Source organism: Candidatus Delongbacteria bacterium (genome assembly GCA_020634015.1).
Lineage (GTDB): Bacteria > CAIWAD01 > CAIWAD01 > CAIWAD01 > CAIWAD01 > JACKCN01.
Genome location: JACKCN010000003.1, coordinates 407,315 through 424,349 on the forward strand (window position 1 = coordinate 407,315; position 17,035 = coordinate 424,349).

Genomic DNA, 17,035 nt, shown 5'->3' on the forward strand with positions numbered 1-17,035 from the left:
CAGGCATGCTGACACCCACGCGCATCTGGCAGGTAGGAAATGTTCGCTTGGAGAACGCGGTGATGCTGGCACCCATGGAGGGTTACAGCGAGCTGCCCTTCCGGCGCATCTGCCGTCGTCTGGGAGCCAGCATGGTCTTTACCGAATTCACCAGCAGCGAAGGTCTGGTGCGGCTGGCGGGCAATACCGAACGCAAGATCCGCATCGCCGAGGACGAGCGCCCGGTGGGCATCCAGATCTACGGACGCGACCCCGGGCGCATGGCCAATGCCGCTCGCATCGCCGAAGCCAACAACCCGGAGCTGGTGGACATCAACTTCGGCTGCCCGGCCAAGAAGGTCACGGGCGGTGGCTGCGGGTCACAACTGATGCGCGAACCGGAAATCATCTACAGCATCGTGAGTGCCGTGCGCCGCGCGGTGAGTCTGCCGGTGACCTGCAAGCTGCGCCTGGGCTGGGACGACGGCTCGCGCAATGTGGTGGATGTGTGCCGCCGTCTGCAGGACCTGGGTGTGGCCGGTGTGGCCATCCACGGTCGCACGCGCTGCCAGAAGTATCTGGGGCAGGCGGACTGGGAAGCGATCGCCCGGGTGCGCGAAGCCCTCGAGATTCCTGTGATCGGCAATGGCGATGTGGCCAGTCCCGAAGACGCCCAGCGCATGTTCGAGCAGACCGGGGTGGCCGCCGTGATGATCGGCCGGGCCGCGATTCACAATCCCTGGATCTTCCGCGACTGCCGCGCCTGGCTGGATCATGGCCAGCATCTGCCAGTGCCCGACCTGCTGGATCGCCTGGATGTGCTGGAGAGCCATCTGGACGAGAGCGTGGAACACAAGGGCGAGGCGCGCGCCGTGCTGGAAATGCGCAAGATGTACGCCAGTTATCTGAAGAACTACCACAACATCCGTGTGCTGCGCGGCGAGCTGATGCAGCTTGCCGAGGTCCAGCCCATCCGCGACCGCCTTGCCTTGCTGCGCGAGGAACTGCTGGCCGACTGTCCGGGCGACGACCGTGCCACAGCCTGAGAACCGTCACATGATCGTGGTGTCCTGCGGGGACCCCGGAGGCATTGGCGGGGAAATCCTGCTGAAGGCGCTTGCCGCGGGTGCCAGCGATCTTCCCGTGCTGCTGGCTCTCCCCTTCGGCCTGGCCAGGGCATGGCTGGGCGTGTTGCAGGCACCCCGTGAGTGGCGGCCCCGGGTGTGGCACGCCGACGCCGAACCACCGGAAAAGGGCCTGTGGTGTCTGCCCGACGAACCGGGTTGGCCCGCAGTCCGCTTTCCTGCAGCGGCGGCAGTGGACGCACACAGTGGTCTGCTGGCCTGGCGCAGCCTCGAGCGGGCCGTGGATCTGGTGCTCGAGAATCCCGGGCAACGCGCGCTGGTGACCGCGCCGATCCACAAGCTGGCCATGCATGAGGCGGGATTCCGCTGGCCGGGACACACCGAATACCTGGAAGAGCGTGGGGGCAAGGGGCCCGGGCTGATGTGGATGCACGGTCCACGCCTGAGCGTGGGTCTGCTTTGCAACCACCTTCCGATCAAGGATGTGGCCGCTGCCGTGACCGCGTCCACCCTGGAACACAAGATCCGTCTGGCCTGCGCCTTTCTGCGCGACCACGGGATCGATGACGAGTTGCGCGTGCTGGGATTGGATCCACACGCTGGCGACGGCGGCGCCATCGGCACCGCCGACCGTGACCTGCTGGCACCCTGCATCGCCGGGCTGCGCGCCGGCGGGCTTCCGGCAAGTGGTCCCTGGCCGGCTGACGCGGCCCTGGCGCGCGGACACGGGCGCTTTCTGGCGATGTACCACGACCAGGGGCTGCCGGTTTTCAAGCTGGTGGAAGGAGGACAGGGGGTCAATCTGACCCTTGGCCTGCCCTTCGTGCGGGTGTCGCCCGATCACGGCACCGCCTTCGACATTGCTGGCAAGGGCCAAGCCGATCCGGCCAGCATGATCACGGCGCTGGCCACCGCCACCCGACTGCTGCGGGCACGAAATGCCCCCCGAAAGACCGAGGAACCAGCGTGAGTCCCTCATCCGCGCGCCGCGGCTCCCACGCCGATCCTTACTCCCTGATCGCCAGTTTCTACGACCGGCTGATGGATCACGTGGACTACCCCGGCTGGGCGGCCCTGCTGGAGCGTCTGTGTTACCGTCACGGCCAGCGTCCGCCCCTGAGTCACTTCGATGCCGCCTGCGGCACGGGACGGCTGCTGGCGGAAGTGGATGGCGTGGGCATGGAGTGGCTGGGCGGCATGGACCGTTCGCCCCAGATGCTCGAGAAGGCTCGCCAGCGCCTGGCCAACCTGCGTCCCAAGGTGGTGCTGAGCGTGGGCGATCTGGAACAGGACGGCCCCGCGCGCCCCGTGGAACTGCTGAGCTGCCTGTACGACAGTGTGAACTACCTGACCACTCCCGAGCGCCTGACCCGCGCCCTGCACAATCTGGGCTCGCGCCTGGCCCCCGGCGGGCTGCTGATCTTTGATGTCTGCACGCGCGCCAACAGCGTGCGCCACTTCAATGGTCGGGTCGAGAACGGGCGCAGCGGGGCGTTCAGCTGGACGCGCGAAACGGCCTTTGACGAGCGCACGGCCCTGCACACCAACCATTTCACCATTCGCGACGAGCAGCGGGGACGCCAGGTCAAGGAAGTCCACACCCAGCGGATCTACAGCCTGGACGAGGTGCGTGCCTGCTGTGCTCAGGCGGGTCTGCAGGTACTGGGCTGCCACGGCGAGTTTGGACTGGGCCCCGGCAGCGAAGCCAACGACCGGGTCCATTTCGTGACACGCATGGATCCGGATTCCAGCGCGACACGGACCGACGAAAGTACCCCGCGATGACCAGCGGATCCCCTCTGCTTGAAGCACGCGGATTGGCTTTCCGCTATCCCGGTGGATTCGGCGTGGGGCCGCTGGACCTGCAACTGCGCCCCGGCGAGCTGCTGCTGCTGGCGGGCCCCTCGGGCGCTGGCAAATCCACCCTGCTGGATCTGCTGGCGGGCAGCCTGAGTCCGGCTTCGGGGCGTTTGCTCTTCCGCCAGTCCGCCGTGTTGCGCACGCCTCTCTCGGCGCTGGCCGCCTATCGCCGGCGCATCGGCATCGTGGATCACCGGGGCAGCCTGCTGGCCGATCGCAGCCTGCGCGAGAATCTGGACTTCGCGCTGGCCGCCCGGGGTGTCACGGCGGGAGCCCGTCGCCGCGAGCGTCTGCAATTGCTGGGGCGACTGGGGCTGCTGGGTCTGCAGGACCAGAAACCGGCCACCCTGTCCACGGGCGAAGGGCGGCGCGCCCAGTTGGCACTGGCGCTCAGCGGCAACCCCGATGCGCTGTTGCTGGACGAACCGCTGGGCAACCTGCCGCGAGAGATTCGTCAGGATCTGTTCCAGCAGCTTCTCGAACTGAGACGTGCTGGCACGGCCATTCTGATGACCACCCATGACGACGAGCTGCTGGGCAGCGGAGAAGGGCGCGTGCTGCGCATGGATCACGGACGGCTGAGCGCGGCCCCCGGGAGTCGGCCATGAACCTGCTTGCCGAAGCCCTGCGCATCACGCGGCGCTCGCGCACCTCCTCCGGCCTGCTGATGCTGGGCATGGGCCTGGGCTGGCTGTTGCTGTTCCAGCTGCTGTTGCTGGTGGGCAGCAGTCACCAGCTGATGAGCGGAGCCTTCCGCCAGGTGCCCGCGGACATCTACCTGCACCCCGATGTGAGCGAAGCCGAACGCCTGGCTTTGCATTCGCTGGTGGACAGCCTGGATCAACTTGAATGGCGTGCGCTGGTATCCCCCGAGGAGGCGGCCGCCCAGTTCCGCGAGGCCTTCGGTCAGGACCCGCAGGCCCTGCTGGGGGAGAACCCGTTTCCGTGGTCGGTGGAATTGCGCCTGCCGCTGGGTGGCGAGCTGGAACGCATGGAAGCCCAGCTGGACTGGCTTGGCACACAACCCGCCGTGGAGGAGGTGCGCTACAGCCGGGGCCTGCTCGAGCGGGTGGGCGAAAGACTGCAGAGTCTGGCATTGTGGCTGGCGGCCAGTCTGGTGCTGCTGCTGGCGCTCAACGCGATTCTGCTGCGGCTGGCCTGGCGCTCGATGCTGCGCAACTGGAGCCGCGAGCTGCGCGTGATGGCCCTGCTGGGGGCCTCGCCGGCCCGGATCCGCGCTCCGCTGCAATTGACCGCCGTGATCCAGGGACTGCTGCCCGCCCTGCTGGCCTGGGTATTCTGCGTGTGCCAGATCGCGCTGGCCACCCGCTGGAACCTGCAGTTGACCTCGCCGGTGCCGCTGGTCTTTCTGCTGCCCCCGGCCGCCCTGTTGCTGCCGCTGCTGGAATGGCGCTCGCTGGAACAGCACGTGCGCCGTGCCTACGACCGGGACTGAACCTCGCCGCCTACCGCTGCCCGGCTTTCCGCTCGGCAATGCACTCCATCAGGATCTGTCGATAGGCTCGCGCCAGGGCTCCACGCTCGAAGCGTGTGTACACATCCGGATTGCCCGTATTGTAGTAGCCGGGCTCGCGGCAGTGATCCACGAGGCGTCGCAGGGCGGGCAGAATCTGCGCCGAATCATTGCCCACACACTCTTCGCCCAGCGTGTTGTCGCGCACCAATTGGCGCAGGATGCCGTCCGGCGCGGTCACCAGCATCGGCTTGCCCAGACGCAGGTATTCGAAGGTCTTGCCCGGATAGATCAGGGCCGTGTGCGGCAGGTGAAACAGGTTGTTGATCAGCACATCGCAACCCGAGAGCCGCTGCAGGGCCACCCGGTGAGTCACGAATCCATCCAGCTCGAAAAAGCGGCCGCAGTCGAAGCGAGCTTTGGCCTTCAGCAGGTCCTGGCTGATGGCCCCGATGAACCGGATCACCAGGCGGGAGTCCAGCTCGGGACGCTCGCGCAGCAGATCGTCAAAGGCCTGAAAGATCGAATCGAAGACCCAGGGCCCGCTCACGCCCCCGGTGGTGCCCGCATACGCGAAGACAAGCTTGTCGGGGCGCACGGGTTCCGGCTCGAAATCGAAGTCCGCCTCGTCGTAGCCGTTGGTGATCACCAGGCTGCGCTCGGGCGACTTCAGTTGGCTGGCGAACCAGTCGGCGTAGGCGGGAGTGGCCGAGACCACGCGGTCGGCGTGTGCGATGGTCCAGCGTTCAAGGATCTTCTGGGTGAACTGGTACCAGCGGGTCTTGGGGGTCATCAGTGGGTCCAGGGCCCACATGTCCCGGTAATCCAGCACGATGGGCAGCTCGGGAAAGCGCCGGCGCAGCAGTGGTGCCAGCAGACCCATGGACGAAGGTGGATTGGTGATCAGCACCAGCTGGCTGCCCGTTTCCCGGATCAGACGCGTCGCGTGATCCAGAAATGCGGGCAGGTAGCGGAAGCGGTTGTCGGGAAAGGGCACCACGCTGCGCAGGATCATTCCAGCCAGGCGCAGGTGCCGGGGGCGCGGGGTCAGGTCATGCACATCGGGCGTCACCGGATGGGCCGCGGCATGTTCGACTCGGATCCCGGTCAGCTCGTCCTGGATGCCCGGGTCGGCATAGCGCGACTCGAAGCCACCGGTCAGCACGGTCACCGGATGCCCCATGGCATGCAGGTACTTGGCCAGTTTCACCATGCGTACCACGGCTCCGCCACCCACGAACGGTGGAAAATCGTATACGATCAACAGCAGATGGGGCAAGGCCCCTTGACTCTTCTCGCTCATCCTGTCCCTGGGTTCATTGCACGTGCCTGGTCCGTTTTTCCCGCATGCGTCGTGCAATGTAGCCATTTCCCGCTTTGCATCATCCGCCATCCTTCCAGAGAATGTCGGACGCACGATGGTATGCGGGAGCATCCTGGAACCAGGCGGGTGGGCTCTGGACGCGCGTCGAGGCCGCAGGTCTGGATCGGACATGAGATTGTCCGGTCCCGTTCAAGTCCGGCGCATGCGGCACTTCCGGTCCATCGCTTCGGGTTCCTGTGACACAATCATGCCAGCGGCTGCTCAAGGACACTCGTAGGTCCGGTCGGGTGAGATCGAGCTCCTGCCGGTTTCGAACCACTCGATGGCGGAGGTCAGGGTAAAGATGTTGGCAAGTGCGTTGCGATTCCCCTGCGCAATCATCCTGTCAACTTCCGCCCGGTCAGAGCAGGCGATCTTCCCGGCATATCATCGAACAGGAACCAGCGCGATGTGGACCTCTCCATTCCGAATACGATGAAGTCACCATCGGACCTGGCCAGCCAGGCTCGAAGCTGTTCCCGAGCTGCTGGTTGACTTCCGAAAATCGCGCGGGCGAGTGTCACGATCTCGCTGACCTTCGCGTCTCCGAAGTCATACAGACGCCCTTCTATGCAGATCAGGTGCTCTTGTGAGTCCAGAACCACAAGGGGATACACCGCATGGCGGACACTCGAGAGATGACACGACGAGTCAGAATGGATGCATTGCACCACATCTCTGGAATCATGTCGCAGCCCTTCAAGGATCGAGAGAATTCCATCGGCATCCACATGTGCGGGGGGGAGCGTTCTGGCCTTGTGAAACAAGGGGGATTCGTGGATGAAGGGCAGACCCTGGATCCGGCGGCTGGACGCACGTGGATCTAGTGCGGTCCGGCCAGGCGTTCTTCGAGAATGGCCTTGAGCTGTTCCGCACATTCTCCGAGAGAAAAATTGGCAAGGATGGTCCGGCGTGCTTCCTTTCCGGCCAGTCTGACTCGATCCGGTTCCCGGACCAGCTCTTCCACCAGCGTCTGCAGCGAGTCCACTGAATCAATGAACCAGCCGTTGCGCCCGTGTTCGATCCACTCTTCAGGTGCACCGTTCCTGTATGCCAGTGTGGGTATCTCCAGCAGAGCCGCTTCGGCGTAACTGCGTCCGAAAGTTTCCTGGAAATTGGACAGGTTCAGCAGCAGATCCATGCCTTCGAACAGCGCTGGACCCGGGGGTTTGCGGCCGGCGAACTCGATCATGGGCAGCAGCCCGTCGCGCTCGGCCAGCGTGCGCCACAGTCTGTCCTGGGCCGGGTCCGAGGCGGCACCCACGAGCCGGAAACGGATCTCCTGTCTGCCGGCCAGACGACGGGCCAGTTCCAGCAGATCCTCCATGCCCTTTTCACGGTCCAGTCGCCCCACCATGCCCAGGCACAAGCCAGGTTTCGGGCTGGTCTCCACGCGCTGATGGAGTGCCGGATCGAATCCATTGGGGACGATGCGGATGCGATCGGGTGGCACACCGATCTCTCTGAACCAGTTCGCCGCGGTCTGGCTCACGGTGACCAGCCGATCGGGCCAGCGCCGCAACATGACGCGCAGAATCGGTCCATAGTCCATGCGATGGGCAATGTGTACCACCGGCAGCGAGCGTCCGAAGGCGAGACGGGCCACCAGAAGACCCGGCATGCTGTTGGTCAGCAGCAGATCGGGCGTTCCCGCCTTGCCGCGCAGGCGCATCAGGTGCATGAACGAGCGCAGCAGGGCGAACACACCGCTGCGTTTCGAGAAGTATGGAAACAATGGGATTCGCGTGACGCCCAGCTGCTGGAGCCTCTGCCGTGACCAGTCGTCCAGAACGTCCGTGCAGAAAAACCGGTAGCGGTCCGCTTTCAGGGCGCCGATCATGTCCAGGATATAGAGCTGTGCCCCGCCGAATACATCGAAGTGATCCAGAATGAGGATGCTGGCTTGTCCCGGGGGCATCAATTCTCCTGCCGAAAACCCGTGTGTTCCATCCCGCATGACGTGTGCCGCGCGCAGGCGCGGTCGTTCGGCGAGGAATGGACTTCGCGAATGCGATTCGGCTGTGGTTTGTGGATCTGGCCCGATTGCCGCGGGGCATGGACCATGCATGCAAGTGGGCACATGAGGCTGGTCAGCGCCTTGATCCGGGTGTCCAGGTACTTGATCGGATGCCCCCCAGCCACTTGAAGAAGCCGACCAGCACGGCCAGATTCATCGAGCAGAAATGCCAGGGTGCCATCAGCAGTCCCCCCTGGATCTTCAGGGCATCCAAGACCGCGCCCAGCAATGCGATGCCATAGAACAGCAACTGCAGCACAAGCAGAGCCAGGTAGCCGGGTCCCCTATCGGCAAGCAGGATGTTGCAGGCCAGGGACACAAGCATCAGGTGCGGTGTGAACCAGCGCGGCAGTTTGTGTGCGTAGAAGAAGAAGCTCTTCCAGCCCTGCAGCGGGTTCAGCAGCCAGCTGTGCCACCAGAAGACCTGATAGTTGCCTGCCCCGATGCGCACACGCCTGCGGAATTCCTCGCCCAGGCGCGTTCCCGTGATCTCCAGGGCTCGCGCACTGCTGTCCATGACCACGCGATGTCCCTGACGCAACACATTCATCGCGGTCAGCAGGTCGTCGTTGGAGAGGGCGTTGTCGGGCAGAGGCTGCCAGCAGGCCTTGCGAATGCTGTAGAGGCCGCCGTGTGCACCCATCACGGCTCCGAAGCGACTCTGCAGCATCTTGATGCGCACTTCGAAATCCCGGTAGGTGGTCTCGGTTCGAATGGCATCGCCACCGGGAGGCACACTGCGTTCTTCATACCCGCAGACCAGCCCGATGCGCGGGTCGCTGTACCAGCGGGCGAAGGCGCGAATCGCGCTGGGATCGAACAGCACGTTGGCGTCGGTCTGGATCACGATCTCGCCGGCCAGTTCCGGAACGGTGCGGTTGAGGATGCGTGTCTTGCCCAGGCGCTCGCCGTAGTTCACCAGTCGCACCCGGTCGCCACCCAGCTCGCGGACAAGGCTGTCGGTGGCGTCGTTGGACTGGTCGGACACGATCACCATGTCCAGTCGGTCGGGCGGATACCGCAGCTCCTTGAAGTTCTGCAGTTTCTGCCGGATCACGGCTTCTTCATTGTAGGCGGGAACAAGAATGGTGAAGTGAGGAGCCGGGTCCGGATCGCGGTCCGGTGGCGATTCCGAACCGACGGAGAGCGGACGTGTCACCAGCCAGGTCACCGGATAGGCAAACAGCAGGATTCCGGTGCTGAGCAGGAAGCCGGTTTCAGCGAGCACGTTCCGCAACTTTCTCAGAGTATTGGGTCGTCATCAGACCCAGCCAGATGGTCTGCAGAGCCAGCATGGTCCAGACCAGAAAGGGCTGCTCATAGCCGTTGAAGATCGAGTCGGTCATTCCGCAGATCAACATGGGCCATGGTGCCAGCATGAAGCCCAGGGTCAGGCTGGAGTCTTCGGTTGACAGGTTCTTCAGGCGCCGGTAGAGGCGGAAGTTCCTGATCAGGATGCCGGTGATAATGGCAAAAAACAGCAAAGCCAGTGGAATGCCCAGCTGGACCATCTTGTTCAGCAGCACATTGTGCGGGTGGCTCAGCAGCATGTCTTCGAAGGGCAGGCGGCGTTCCACGATGGTGCGGAACACGCCAACGCCGACTCCGGTCCAGGGATGGGCGCTGATGATGTCAATGGCAAAGACCCACATCACCAGCCGCATGATGGTGGAAGCCTCCACCAGCACATTGCCTTTCTGGAATCCTTCCACGCGCGTGACCAGTCCGCCGCCACCGAGCATGATCCCGGCCACCAGCGCCGAGCCTGCAGCCAGCAGAGGCAGGCGATATTGCATCAGGAAGGGCAAGCTGGTCAGAATCACTGCAGCGAAAGGAGCCCGGGAGCCCGTGTAGAAGATGGCCGCGAAGAGGATGGCCGCCACCACTCCGGCGACCTTGCCCAACCGGGTACCGCGAATCGCCCCCAGCGCCAGCGGCACGAACATGGCCAGGTTGTATGCCGCACCCGTGGGCATCTTTGCCACGAATCCGCGGGCGCGGATGCCGGGGTTCAGGAAGCCTTCGGCGACGACCCCGAGACCGGCCAGACCCATGACCAACAGCAACCAGATCACGAACATCCGGATCGCTTCGGTCCGGTGTTCCAGGCGGGTCAGGACCACGTAGAGCAGCAGGATTCCGAAGTCCCAGATCCACTGGCCGATGACCACCATTCGCCCCCCGTTGAGCGCCACCACCAGCACAAGGGCACTGCCGGCCATGAACAGCAACCAGCCATGCTCACGCAGCTGATTCTGCCGTTCCGTGGGCGTCAGCAGCAGTTCGATCATCAGCAGTGACATGAAGAACAGCCAGCTGTAGATCATGCCCGTGCTGCTGTGGTGGAACCAGACCAGAGGCAGGATCAGCCAGAGCAGGGTTGTGCTGCGCGTGAGAACCGGAATGGCCATCACGGCACAACAGAGGGCCAGAACCACCCCGAAGAGAGGCTGAGTCTGCATGAGGCCCACGATCAGGGCCACCAGGATGCCCAGGCCGAGGATCCAGGGCAAGTCGTTGTGCCGCTCATGCATGGGAGGTCACCGCATGCTGGCCCGAGGCTGAGTGCGAACCGGAGGGGGCACTGGCATGCCGCCGGGCGTAGACGGCTTCCATGCGGGCCGCGCAATCTGTCCATTCGAACCGCTCCTGCACGAACCGGCGTCCATTGTCGCCCAGCGTGCGGCGCAGAGCGGGGTTTGCGTGCAGATCCAGCAGGGCCTGTGCCAGGGCGCCAGAATCCGCCGGGTTGACCAGGATGCCCGTGCGCTCATGCTGCACCACATCAGGGATGCCACCCGCATCACTGGACACGACGGGAAGTCCGCAGGCGGAGGCTTCCAGTGCGCTGACACCGAAGCTCTCGTAAAGCGAAGGCATGGCGAACACATCCAGACTGCGCAGCAACTCGGGTACCCGGTCGTTGTTCAACGAGCCCGGGAAGTGGGTGCAATCATCGAGTCCCAGTTCCTTGACCAGACTCTGGATCGAGGACTTGAGACTGCCTTCGCCGGCCAGTACCAGCTCGATGTCGGGTATGCGCGAACGCAGGCTGGCCACCGCCCGCACCAGATGCTCCAGACCATAGATCGTTTCGAAGTGCTTCACACAGCCGACCCTGAAGCGGCCATCGGACTGGCGAGGTCCGGGAGCGAAGCGAGTGGTGTCCACACCGAACGGAATCACCTCGATGGGCTGGGTCATGGGCAGGTGGGCCCGGGCCGCGTAGGCCAGCAGCCGGTTGGTGGCCGTCAACTGCCAGGCGCTGCGCATGCCATGGCGGCGCAGGATCTCATTGAGGGGCATGCGCGGCAGAATCAGGTCAGAGCCCCAGATGCTGACCACCGTCCGCGGAAAGGCGCTCCAGCCCAGCACTGTCAGGTTGGGATCCATGAAATGCACATGCACGATGTCGGGTTTGAATTGACGGATCAACTGCCGGCAGCGCAGGACATGCCGCAAGCGCCCCACACTGCGGTCGAAGAGTGTGCTGTTTCCGTCGACGAAGTGCGTGGGGACGGGCAGCACTGGCGTGTCGGGAAAAGAGTGCAGGACCTGGATCTCGTGCCCCGCCTCGAGTGCCGCACCGGCCCACTTCACGAAGTGGGCATTGCTGGCCTTGAGGGTGAGATAGAGGATCTTCATCGGGGGTCCAGACTGTTCGAATCGAGTCGCGAAGGTAACTTAAATTCGCGCAGGTTCGCGCTTGACGGACTTCCGACCAGGTCTCGCGATGCGTGCTCCAGCCCGGACGACCCGGATTGCAGGCTCAGGCCTGCCGGGCATGGATCGGAGCCGGCAATTCTCTCGTCATCCCATGTCAATTCCAGGAACCCCATGCAGACCCGTGGTCCGGTGGAACTCGCTCGCCCATGTTGAAAAGCAGCCTGGCCATCTTCAGCAATCGGCTTCTGGTGCGGGTGATCAATCTGCTGCTCGCGGTGCTGGTGGCCCGTGTGCTGGGGCCCGAGCTGCAGGGTATCGTCAGTTTCATGGTGATGCAGGCCGGATTGCTGCTGTCGCTTGCCGTGCTGGGCATGGATTCCGGCCTGATCTATTTCGTGCGCCGCATGAACATGAGCGAGGCGGAATTCCTGCGGCGCGCCTGGCCACTGATGAGCCTTGGAATTCTGGTCGTTTCCGGGCTGGTGGCTGTCCTTTACCCCTGGCCCCTGCTCGGTTTTTCTCGTTACGCTCCCATTCTGGTCGTGGTGACCTGCTGCATTTTCGCTGTGGATACCTTCGGAAGCGTGCTGCGGCAGATTTTTTTGGTGCGTGACCAGGTCAAGCGCTTCAACCGCTTCGAGCTGACTCAGTCATTGCTGCTGCTGGGCCTGACCGCACTTGGCCTGGCCTTCTTTCCACAGGCGGTTCTGCCCGTGCTGCTGGCCATGCTGGTCAGTCGGCTTGCCACCTTGCTCTGGATGGGTGCGCGCAACCACGTACCCGTGGGGCGCTGGACCCTGCGTGGCAGCAGCCCCATTCTGGCCTACTCCCTGCAGCCCTGGCTGGGCAATCTGTTCAGCCTGCTGAATCTGCGGCTGGACACGATCTTCGTGTCGTGGTTCATCGGACTGGGCATGGGTGTCACGCCCGCGGATCTCGGCTTCTATACCATCTGCGTGCTGGCCATCGGGCGGGCCCAGGACGTGCAGGTGGCCATCCAGACGGCGTTCTTCCCCACGGTGGCCGGTCTGCCGATCGAGGAAGGGGCCAGTCTGGCGGCCCGTGTCTACCGTCTGACATTCCCCCTGTACGCCCTGCTGGCGCTGGTGGTCTGTCTTGGCGGCTATCCGGCGCTGTGGGCCTTCGGACCCGAATACCTTGCCGCCTGGCCCACGCTCTGTGTGCTGTCCGCCGGGTTGTTGCTGGTGCGGGCCAACAGCGGGGTGCTGGCACTCTGGTTCAGTTCCACGGGCCGTCCCGCCATTCCTTCGCTGCTGAATCTGCTGGGTGTGGCGCTCAACATCGCGTTCAACCTGGTCTGGATTCCCCGCTTCGGCATCATGGGGGCTGCCATGGCTACCGCGGTGTCGGCTCTGGGAGTCAAGCTGGGGCTGGTGTCATTCTACCTGTACCACAGCAAGCGCAGCTGGACCAGCGATCTGATGCTGCGACCCGCGGAACTCCGCGAGAGTCTGGACCTGGTCAGGAGCATCGCGGGCAGACGCTTCCGCCGCGGCGGACCGCCGAAGGACAACGGGGGCAATCGATGAAGGAGAGGACCATGAGAGGGTGGCTGTGCTGGCCCCTGTTGTGCCTGCTGAGCCTGGCCTGTGCGCGAGAGAATCCGCCCGTGGAGCATGCCGTGGACGAGCGCCCCGCACCCGTGCTGGCCCGGGTGGGCGATTCGGTCTTCCGCCGTGACCGGCTGGAAGCACTGCTGCAGGAAACCGGTCGTACCCTGAGCCGCGAGGAAATCAGTTCCCTGCTGATGGACTGGGTCGAATCGCAGATCTTCGCCCAGGAATCCCTCAATCGACACCTGGGGCGCACGGCCACCGAGCGGGAAGAACTGAAACGCACCCGGCTGAAATTGCTCAAGGGCTTTCTCCAGGAATCCGTGCTGGCCGAATCGCTGCTTGTTGAAGACTGGGAAATGCGCAACTGGATGCGCGACCATTCCGAAGAACTGGTTCTGGCCGAAGGTCGGGTGCGCGTCCTCTGGTACCAGGCCACGGACTCGAGCCTGGCCGAGGGTCTGCGCAGTGCCGTGCTGATGGACACGCTGAAGCAGGAAGCCCTCGGCGCCGAGGGTGTGGATCATGGACGCAGCGGCTGGATTTCGCTGGAACGCTTCCAGCGGGAAACCTCCGGGATCCTTGAGCAGTTGGAACCCCGGGAACTGACGCCTCTGCTGAAGCGCGACGAGCGCTGGGTCTTTTACCAGTTGCTCAGTCATCAGCCGGCCGGCCAATCCCTGAGCCTGCCCGATGATGAAGAGGAAATCCGCGCGCGCGTGCTCGAGGATCTTCGTCTGGACCGTCTGGCCGCCTTCGAACGCCGCCTGGTTCAAGGGGCGGACTGGAGCATGAGTCTGGACTCCCTGCTGCTGCCCCGGGAGAGCGGACAAGAATTCCAGCCCTGAGCGACGGCAGTTTTCTACCTTGCCGGCCGCTTCGCGCCCGTATTCCCGGAAGATTCCGGCAACAACGCATCATGAAGCCCCCACAAGCAACCCACGCGCTCCGGCGCCGTTGATGGAAAGATCCCGATGAAGTTCCTCTCCACCCTGCTGGCCACGCTCCTCTTCAGTCTGCTGGCCCACAGCCAGGAAACCCTGGACCGCATCCTGGTCGTCGTGGATCAGGAAGTGATCCTGGAAAGCCAGGTCCAGCAGGAGCTGCAGCGCTATCTGGTGGACAATCGGCTCGATCCTCAGACCATGGGCGTCGAGCAGCTCGAGCAATTGAAGCTGGATCTGGTACAGTCGATGATCGACAGCCGCGTGATGCTGACCATTGCCAAGGCCGACACCAACATCGTGGTGGATGCCCACAGCGTGGACAAGCAGACCGAGCAGCGCGTGGATGACATCATCCGTCAAGTGGGTACCATCAAGCGTCTGGAAGAAGCGATGGGCCAGCCGATGAAGGCCATTCGCAATGTGGTGCGCAAGGACATCGAAGAGCGTCAGTACATCGAAGCTCTCCAGGCCCGGCGTCTGGCCAAGGTTGAAGTCTCACGCCAGCAGGTGGAGGCTTTTTACGCCGCACACCGCGACTCGCTGCCCGAGGTTGGGGAGAGCGTGCGCCTGTCGCACATCTTTCTGGAGTACAAGGTCTCGGCCGAGAGCGATCGTCTGGCCAAGGCCCGCGCGGACAGCGTATACGCGCTGATCAAGGATGGGGCCGACTTCGCCGAAATGGCCAGGCTCTTCAGCGACGACTCGAGCGCCCCAGATGGCGGGCGCATTGGCCGCACAAAGCGCGGCACGCTGGTGCGCCCCTACGAAGAAGCGGCCTACCGACTGGAGGAGGGCGAGGTGAGCCAGCCCGTGCGCAGCGAGTTCGGCTGGCACGTGATCCGCCTGGACGCCCGCGCAGGTGACTATATCACCACCAGTCACATTCTCTACCGCCTGCAGCCCACCGAACGGGACCGGGAGATCGTGCGGGCACTGGCCGACAGCCTGCATGCGGCGCTCGTCGACGGCGCGGATTTCGCGACCGTCGCCCGCGAGTACACCGACCACATCCAGACTCGCGAATCCGGTGGTGATCTGGGCTGGCTGCCCGTGGACCAGCTGCTGCCGCTGGTTCGCTCGCGCCTGCGGGACCTGCCCATCGGTGGCCTTTCGGACCCACTGGATGGCACCATTGAAGAGAAGGACGGCCTGCAGATCTACAAGGTCACCGACCGCCGACCCGCCCGACGCCCCAGTCTGGAGGAGGACTGGGAACAGATCAGCCGCCTGGCGCTGGCTTTCCGCAAGCAGGATGTCATGAGCAGCTGGCTGGAAGAGAAGCGCCGCGATGTGTACATCCGGATCATGGACTGAATCGTTCCGGACTGGCCAACACCAACACCAGGAATCCAAGAATGAAACGTCTGTTGAAACCGGTCGTGCGCAAGGCGTTCGGGCTCAAGGCCGGCCTGGTCTTCAGGGAGATCATCCGTCAGGAGACGGGCCTGGCCAGGCAGATCGGCCTGGCGCTTCAGGATGTGGTGACTGACAACTTTTCCCAGGAAGAACGGACCGTCATCGAACGAATCGAACAACGGCGCTCCGCGCTTGGCCGAATGGACGATGAGATCGCCTTCGTCGACTTCGGTGCCGGTCAGTCCACGGAGCATCGCACCCAGATGGAAATGCAGAATGGGGTGGTCTCCAAGCGCCGGATCTCCAGCATTGCAGCAGTCAGCAAACCTCCGTTCTGGGCTTCCATTCTGTTCAAGCTGGTCCGCAGGCTTGAGCCGCAAACCATCGTCGAACTGGGAACCTGCGTGGGCATTTCAGCCGCCTATCAGGCAAGTGCCCAGAAGCTGAATCAGCGAGGAAAACTGTTCTCCCTGGAAGGCGCGGAGTCTCTTGCCACCATTTCGAGAGAGACTCTGGGCGGCCTTGGGATTTCCAATTCCGAGGTGGTCCTGGGACCTTTTCACCAGACCTTGATGCCGGTTCTGGAAGAGCATGCACCCATCGATTTTTTCTTCAATGACGGGCATCATGATCACGATGCGGTTCTGGAGTATTTCGAGAAATCCCTGCCGTTCCTTGCCAGTGACGCCGTGATGGTTTTTGATGACATATCATGGTCGGATGGGATGCGGCAGGCCTGGAAGGAAATCGTCGCGGATCCGCGTATTCGGTTTTCACTGGACTTGCGCTCGATCGGGGTGGTTGTGATCTCGGCTGAACGTGGCACGAAAACCCACTATCGGGCGGCCTTGGTCTAAGCTCCGCAGTCGGGAGACCACGACGCGTCAAGCGCAGCACGTGATCCACACCGCTGCTGGACCGCGAAACCAACAAGGGCCGACAATCCGGGGCCCAATTCATCGGGAGTTCCATGACGCTGAAACGCGAGATGGTCAGTTCGGGCCACTGGCTCTTCCGCTACCGCGGCAGTTTCCCCGTGCTTTTCGTGGTGTTGCTGCTGGTGGCGGTCTTCACCGGCAGCCGCGAAGTCTCGCATCCGGCGGGAATCACAGCCTGGGAAGCCTTCTGTCTGCTGATCGCGATCAGCGGGCTGGTGGTGCGCGGGGTCACCCTGGGGTTCGTGTCACCGGGGACTTCGGGGCGGAATACCACGGCCCAGCGCGCCGATGAGCTGAACACCACCGGCATCTATTCCATGGTGCGCCATCCGCTCTATCTGGCCAACTGGCTCTGCTGGCTGGGTGTGCTGCTGGTGCCCGGCATCTGGTGGCTGCCCCTGACCGTGACCCTGGGATTCTGGCTCTATTACGAGCGGATCATGATGGCCGAGGAAGATTTTCTGCAGGGCAAGTTCGGCGAGCCTTATCTGGAATGGGCCGGCAGAACCCCTCCGTTTCTACCCCGATTCTCGTCCTGGAAGCCCAGTTCCCGTCGTTTCTCGCTGAAATTCGTGCTCAAGCGTGAATATGCCTCCTGGCTGGGGGTGATCACGTCCTTCGTGCTGCTGGAACTTGTTCTGCATTGGGCGAGTGAGGAAGGTGGGATGCCGGGCCGATTCTGGTTGATTCTGGAGGGCGTGGCGCTGGTCTTCTACCTGATCATGCGTATCCTGCGTACCCGAACACGGCTTCTGCACCAGAGCGATCGATAATCA

Annotated in this window: 15 protein-coding genes; 10 read left to right on the forward strand and 5 right to left on the reverse strand. The window is 63.6% G+C overall.

From position 1 onward, the window contains the following. Window positions 1–5: 5 nt before the first annotated feature. From dusB to H6678_08420, 5 genes are read left to right on the forward strand one after another with little or no spacing between them, the layout of a single operon-like run. The gene (dusB, locus tag H6678_08400; protein ID MCB9473815.1) at window positions 6–1,025 is read left to right on the forward strand and encodes a tRNA dihydrouridine synthase DusB; all 1,020 of its coding nucleotides are present in this window, start codon (window positions 6–8) and stop codon (window positions 1,023–1,025) included. Further along, the gene (locus H6678_08405; protein MCB9473816.1) at window positions 1,012–2,034 is read left to right on the forward strand and encodes a 4-hydroxythreonine-4-phosphate dehydrogenase PdxA; all 1,023 of its coding nucleotides are present in this window, start codon (window positions 1,012–1,014) and stop codon (window positions 2,032–2,034) included. The genes dusB and H6678_08405 overlap by 14 nt, the downstream gene beginning before the upstream one ends. Continuing rightward, complete coding sequence (locus H6678_08410) at window positions 2,031–2,849, forward strand: class I SAM-dependent methyltransferase (protein MCB9473817.1); 819 nt, start codon at window positions 2,031–2,033, stop codon at window positions 2,847–2,849. The genes H6678_08405 and H6678_08410 overlap by 4 nt, the downstream gene beginning before the upstream one ends. After that, window positions 2,846–3,532, forward strand: coding sequence for an ATP-binding cassette domain-containing protein (locus H6678_08415; GenBank protein MCB9473818.1), 687 nt, complete (start codon window positions 2,846–2,848; stop codon window positions 3,530–3,532). The genes H6678_08410 and H6678_08415 overlap by 4 nt, the downstream gene beginning before the upstream one ends. Further along, the gene (locus H6678_08420) at window positions 3,529–4,380 is read left to right on the forward strand and encodes a hypothetical protein (protein ID MCB9473819.1); all 852 of its coding nucleotides are present in this window, start codon (window positions 3,529–3,531) and stop codon (window positions 4,378–4,380) included. Before H6678_08415 ends, H6678_08420 begins: the two co-directional genes overlap by 4 nt. Window positions 4,381–4,390: 10 nt before the next feature. Here H6678_08420 and H6678_08425 read toward each other — a convergent pair whose 3' ends face one another. The 5 genes from H6678_08425 to H6678_08445 all read right to left on the reverse strand — a co-directional run bounded on the left by H6678_08425 (window position 4,391) and on the right by H6678_08445 (window position 11,423). Further along, a complete protein-coding gene (locus tag H6678_08425) occupies window positions 4,391–5,701 on the reverse strand; it encodes a glycosyltransferase (protein ID MCB9473820.1) in 1,311 nt (436 codons plus the stop codon). Between the two features lie 883 nt (window positions 5,702–6,584). Next, window positions 6,585–7,679, reverse strand: a complete 1,095-nt coding sequence (locus H6678_08430) for a glycosyltransferase family 4 protein (protein MCB9473821.1) — start codon at window positions 7,677–7,679, stop codon at window positions 6,585–6,587. Window positions 7,680–7,851: 172 nt separating this feature from the next. Then, entirely contained in the window at window positions 7,852–9,006 is a 1,155-nt protein-coding gene (locus H6678_08435; GenBank protein ID MCB9473822.1) for a glycosyltransferase family 2 protein, read from the reverse strand. After that, on the reverse strand, window positions 8,996–10,312 hold the full coding sequence (locus H6678_08440) for an O-antigen ligase family protein (protein MCB9473823.1): 1,317 nt from the start codon (window positions 10,310–10,312) through the stop codon (window positions 8,996–8,998). Before H6678_08440 ends, H6678_08435 begins: the two co-directional genes overlap by 11 nt. Continuing rightward, window positions 10,305–11,423, reverse strand: a complete 1,119-nt coding sequence (locus H6678_08445) for a glycosyltransferase (GenBank protein ID MCB9473824.1) — start codon at window positions 11,421–11,423, stop codon at window positions 10,305–10,307. The genes H6678_08440 and H6678_08445 overlap by 8 nt, the downstream gene beginning before the upstream one ends. 227 nt (window positions 11,424–11,650) lie before the next feature. Here H6678_08445 and H6678_08450 point away from each other — a divergent pair, with 227 nt between their 5' ends. From H6678_08450 to H6678_08470, 5 genes are all read left to right on the forward strand, one after another. Beyond that, window positions 11,651–12,994 (forward strand): oligosaccharide flippase family protein, encoded by a 1,344-nt coding sequence (locus H6678_08450; protein ID MCB9473825.1) that lies wholly within the window; start codon window positions 11,651–11,653, stop codon window positions 12,992–12,994. Between the two features lie 11 nt (window positions 12,995–13,005). After that, entirely contained in the window at window positions 13,006–13,866 is an 861-nt protein-coding gene (locus H6678_08455; protein ID MCB9473826.1) for a hypothetical protein, read from the forward strand. Between the two features lie 126 nt (window positions 13,867–13,992). Further along, window positions 13,993–15,279 carry a peptidylprolyl isomerase gene (locus H6678_08460; protein MCB9473827.1) on the forward strand — a complete coding sequence of 429 codons (1,287 nt, stop codon included), beginning with the start codon at window positions 13,993–13,995 and terminating at the stop codon, window positions 15,277–15,279. 41 nt (window positions 15,280–15,320) lie between these two features. Then, entirely contained in the window at window positions 15,321–16,178 is an 858-nt protein-coding gene (locus H6678_08465) for a class I SAM-dependent methyltransferase (GenBank protein ID MCB9473828.1), read from the forward strand. A 113-nt stretch (window positions 16,179–16,291) separates the two neighbouring features. After that, window positions 16,292–17,032, forward strand: coding sequence for a DUF1295 domain-containing protein (locus tag H6678_08470; protein ID MCB9473829.1), 741 nt, complete (start codon window positions 16,292–16,294; stop codon window positions 17,030–17,032). Window positions 17,033–17,035 lie beyond the last annotated feature (3 nt).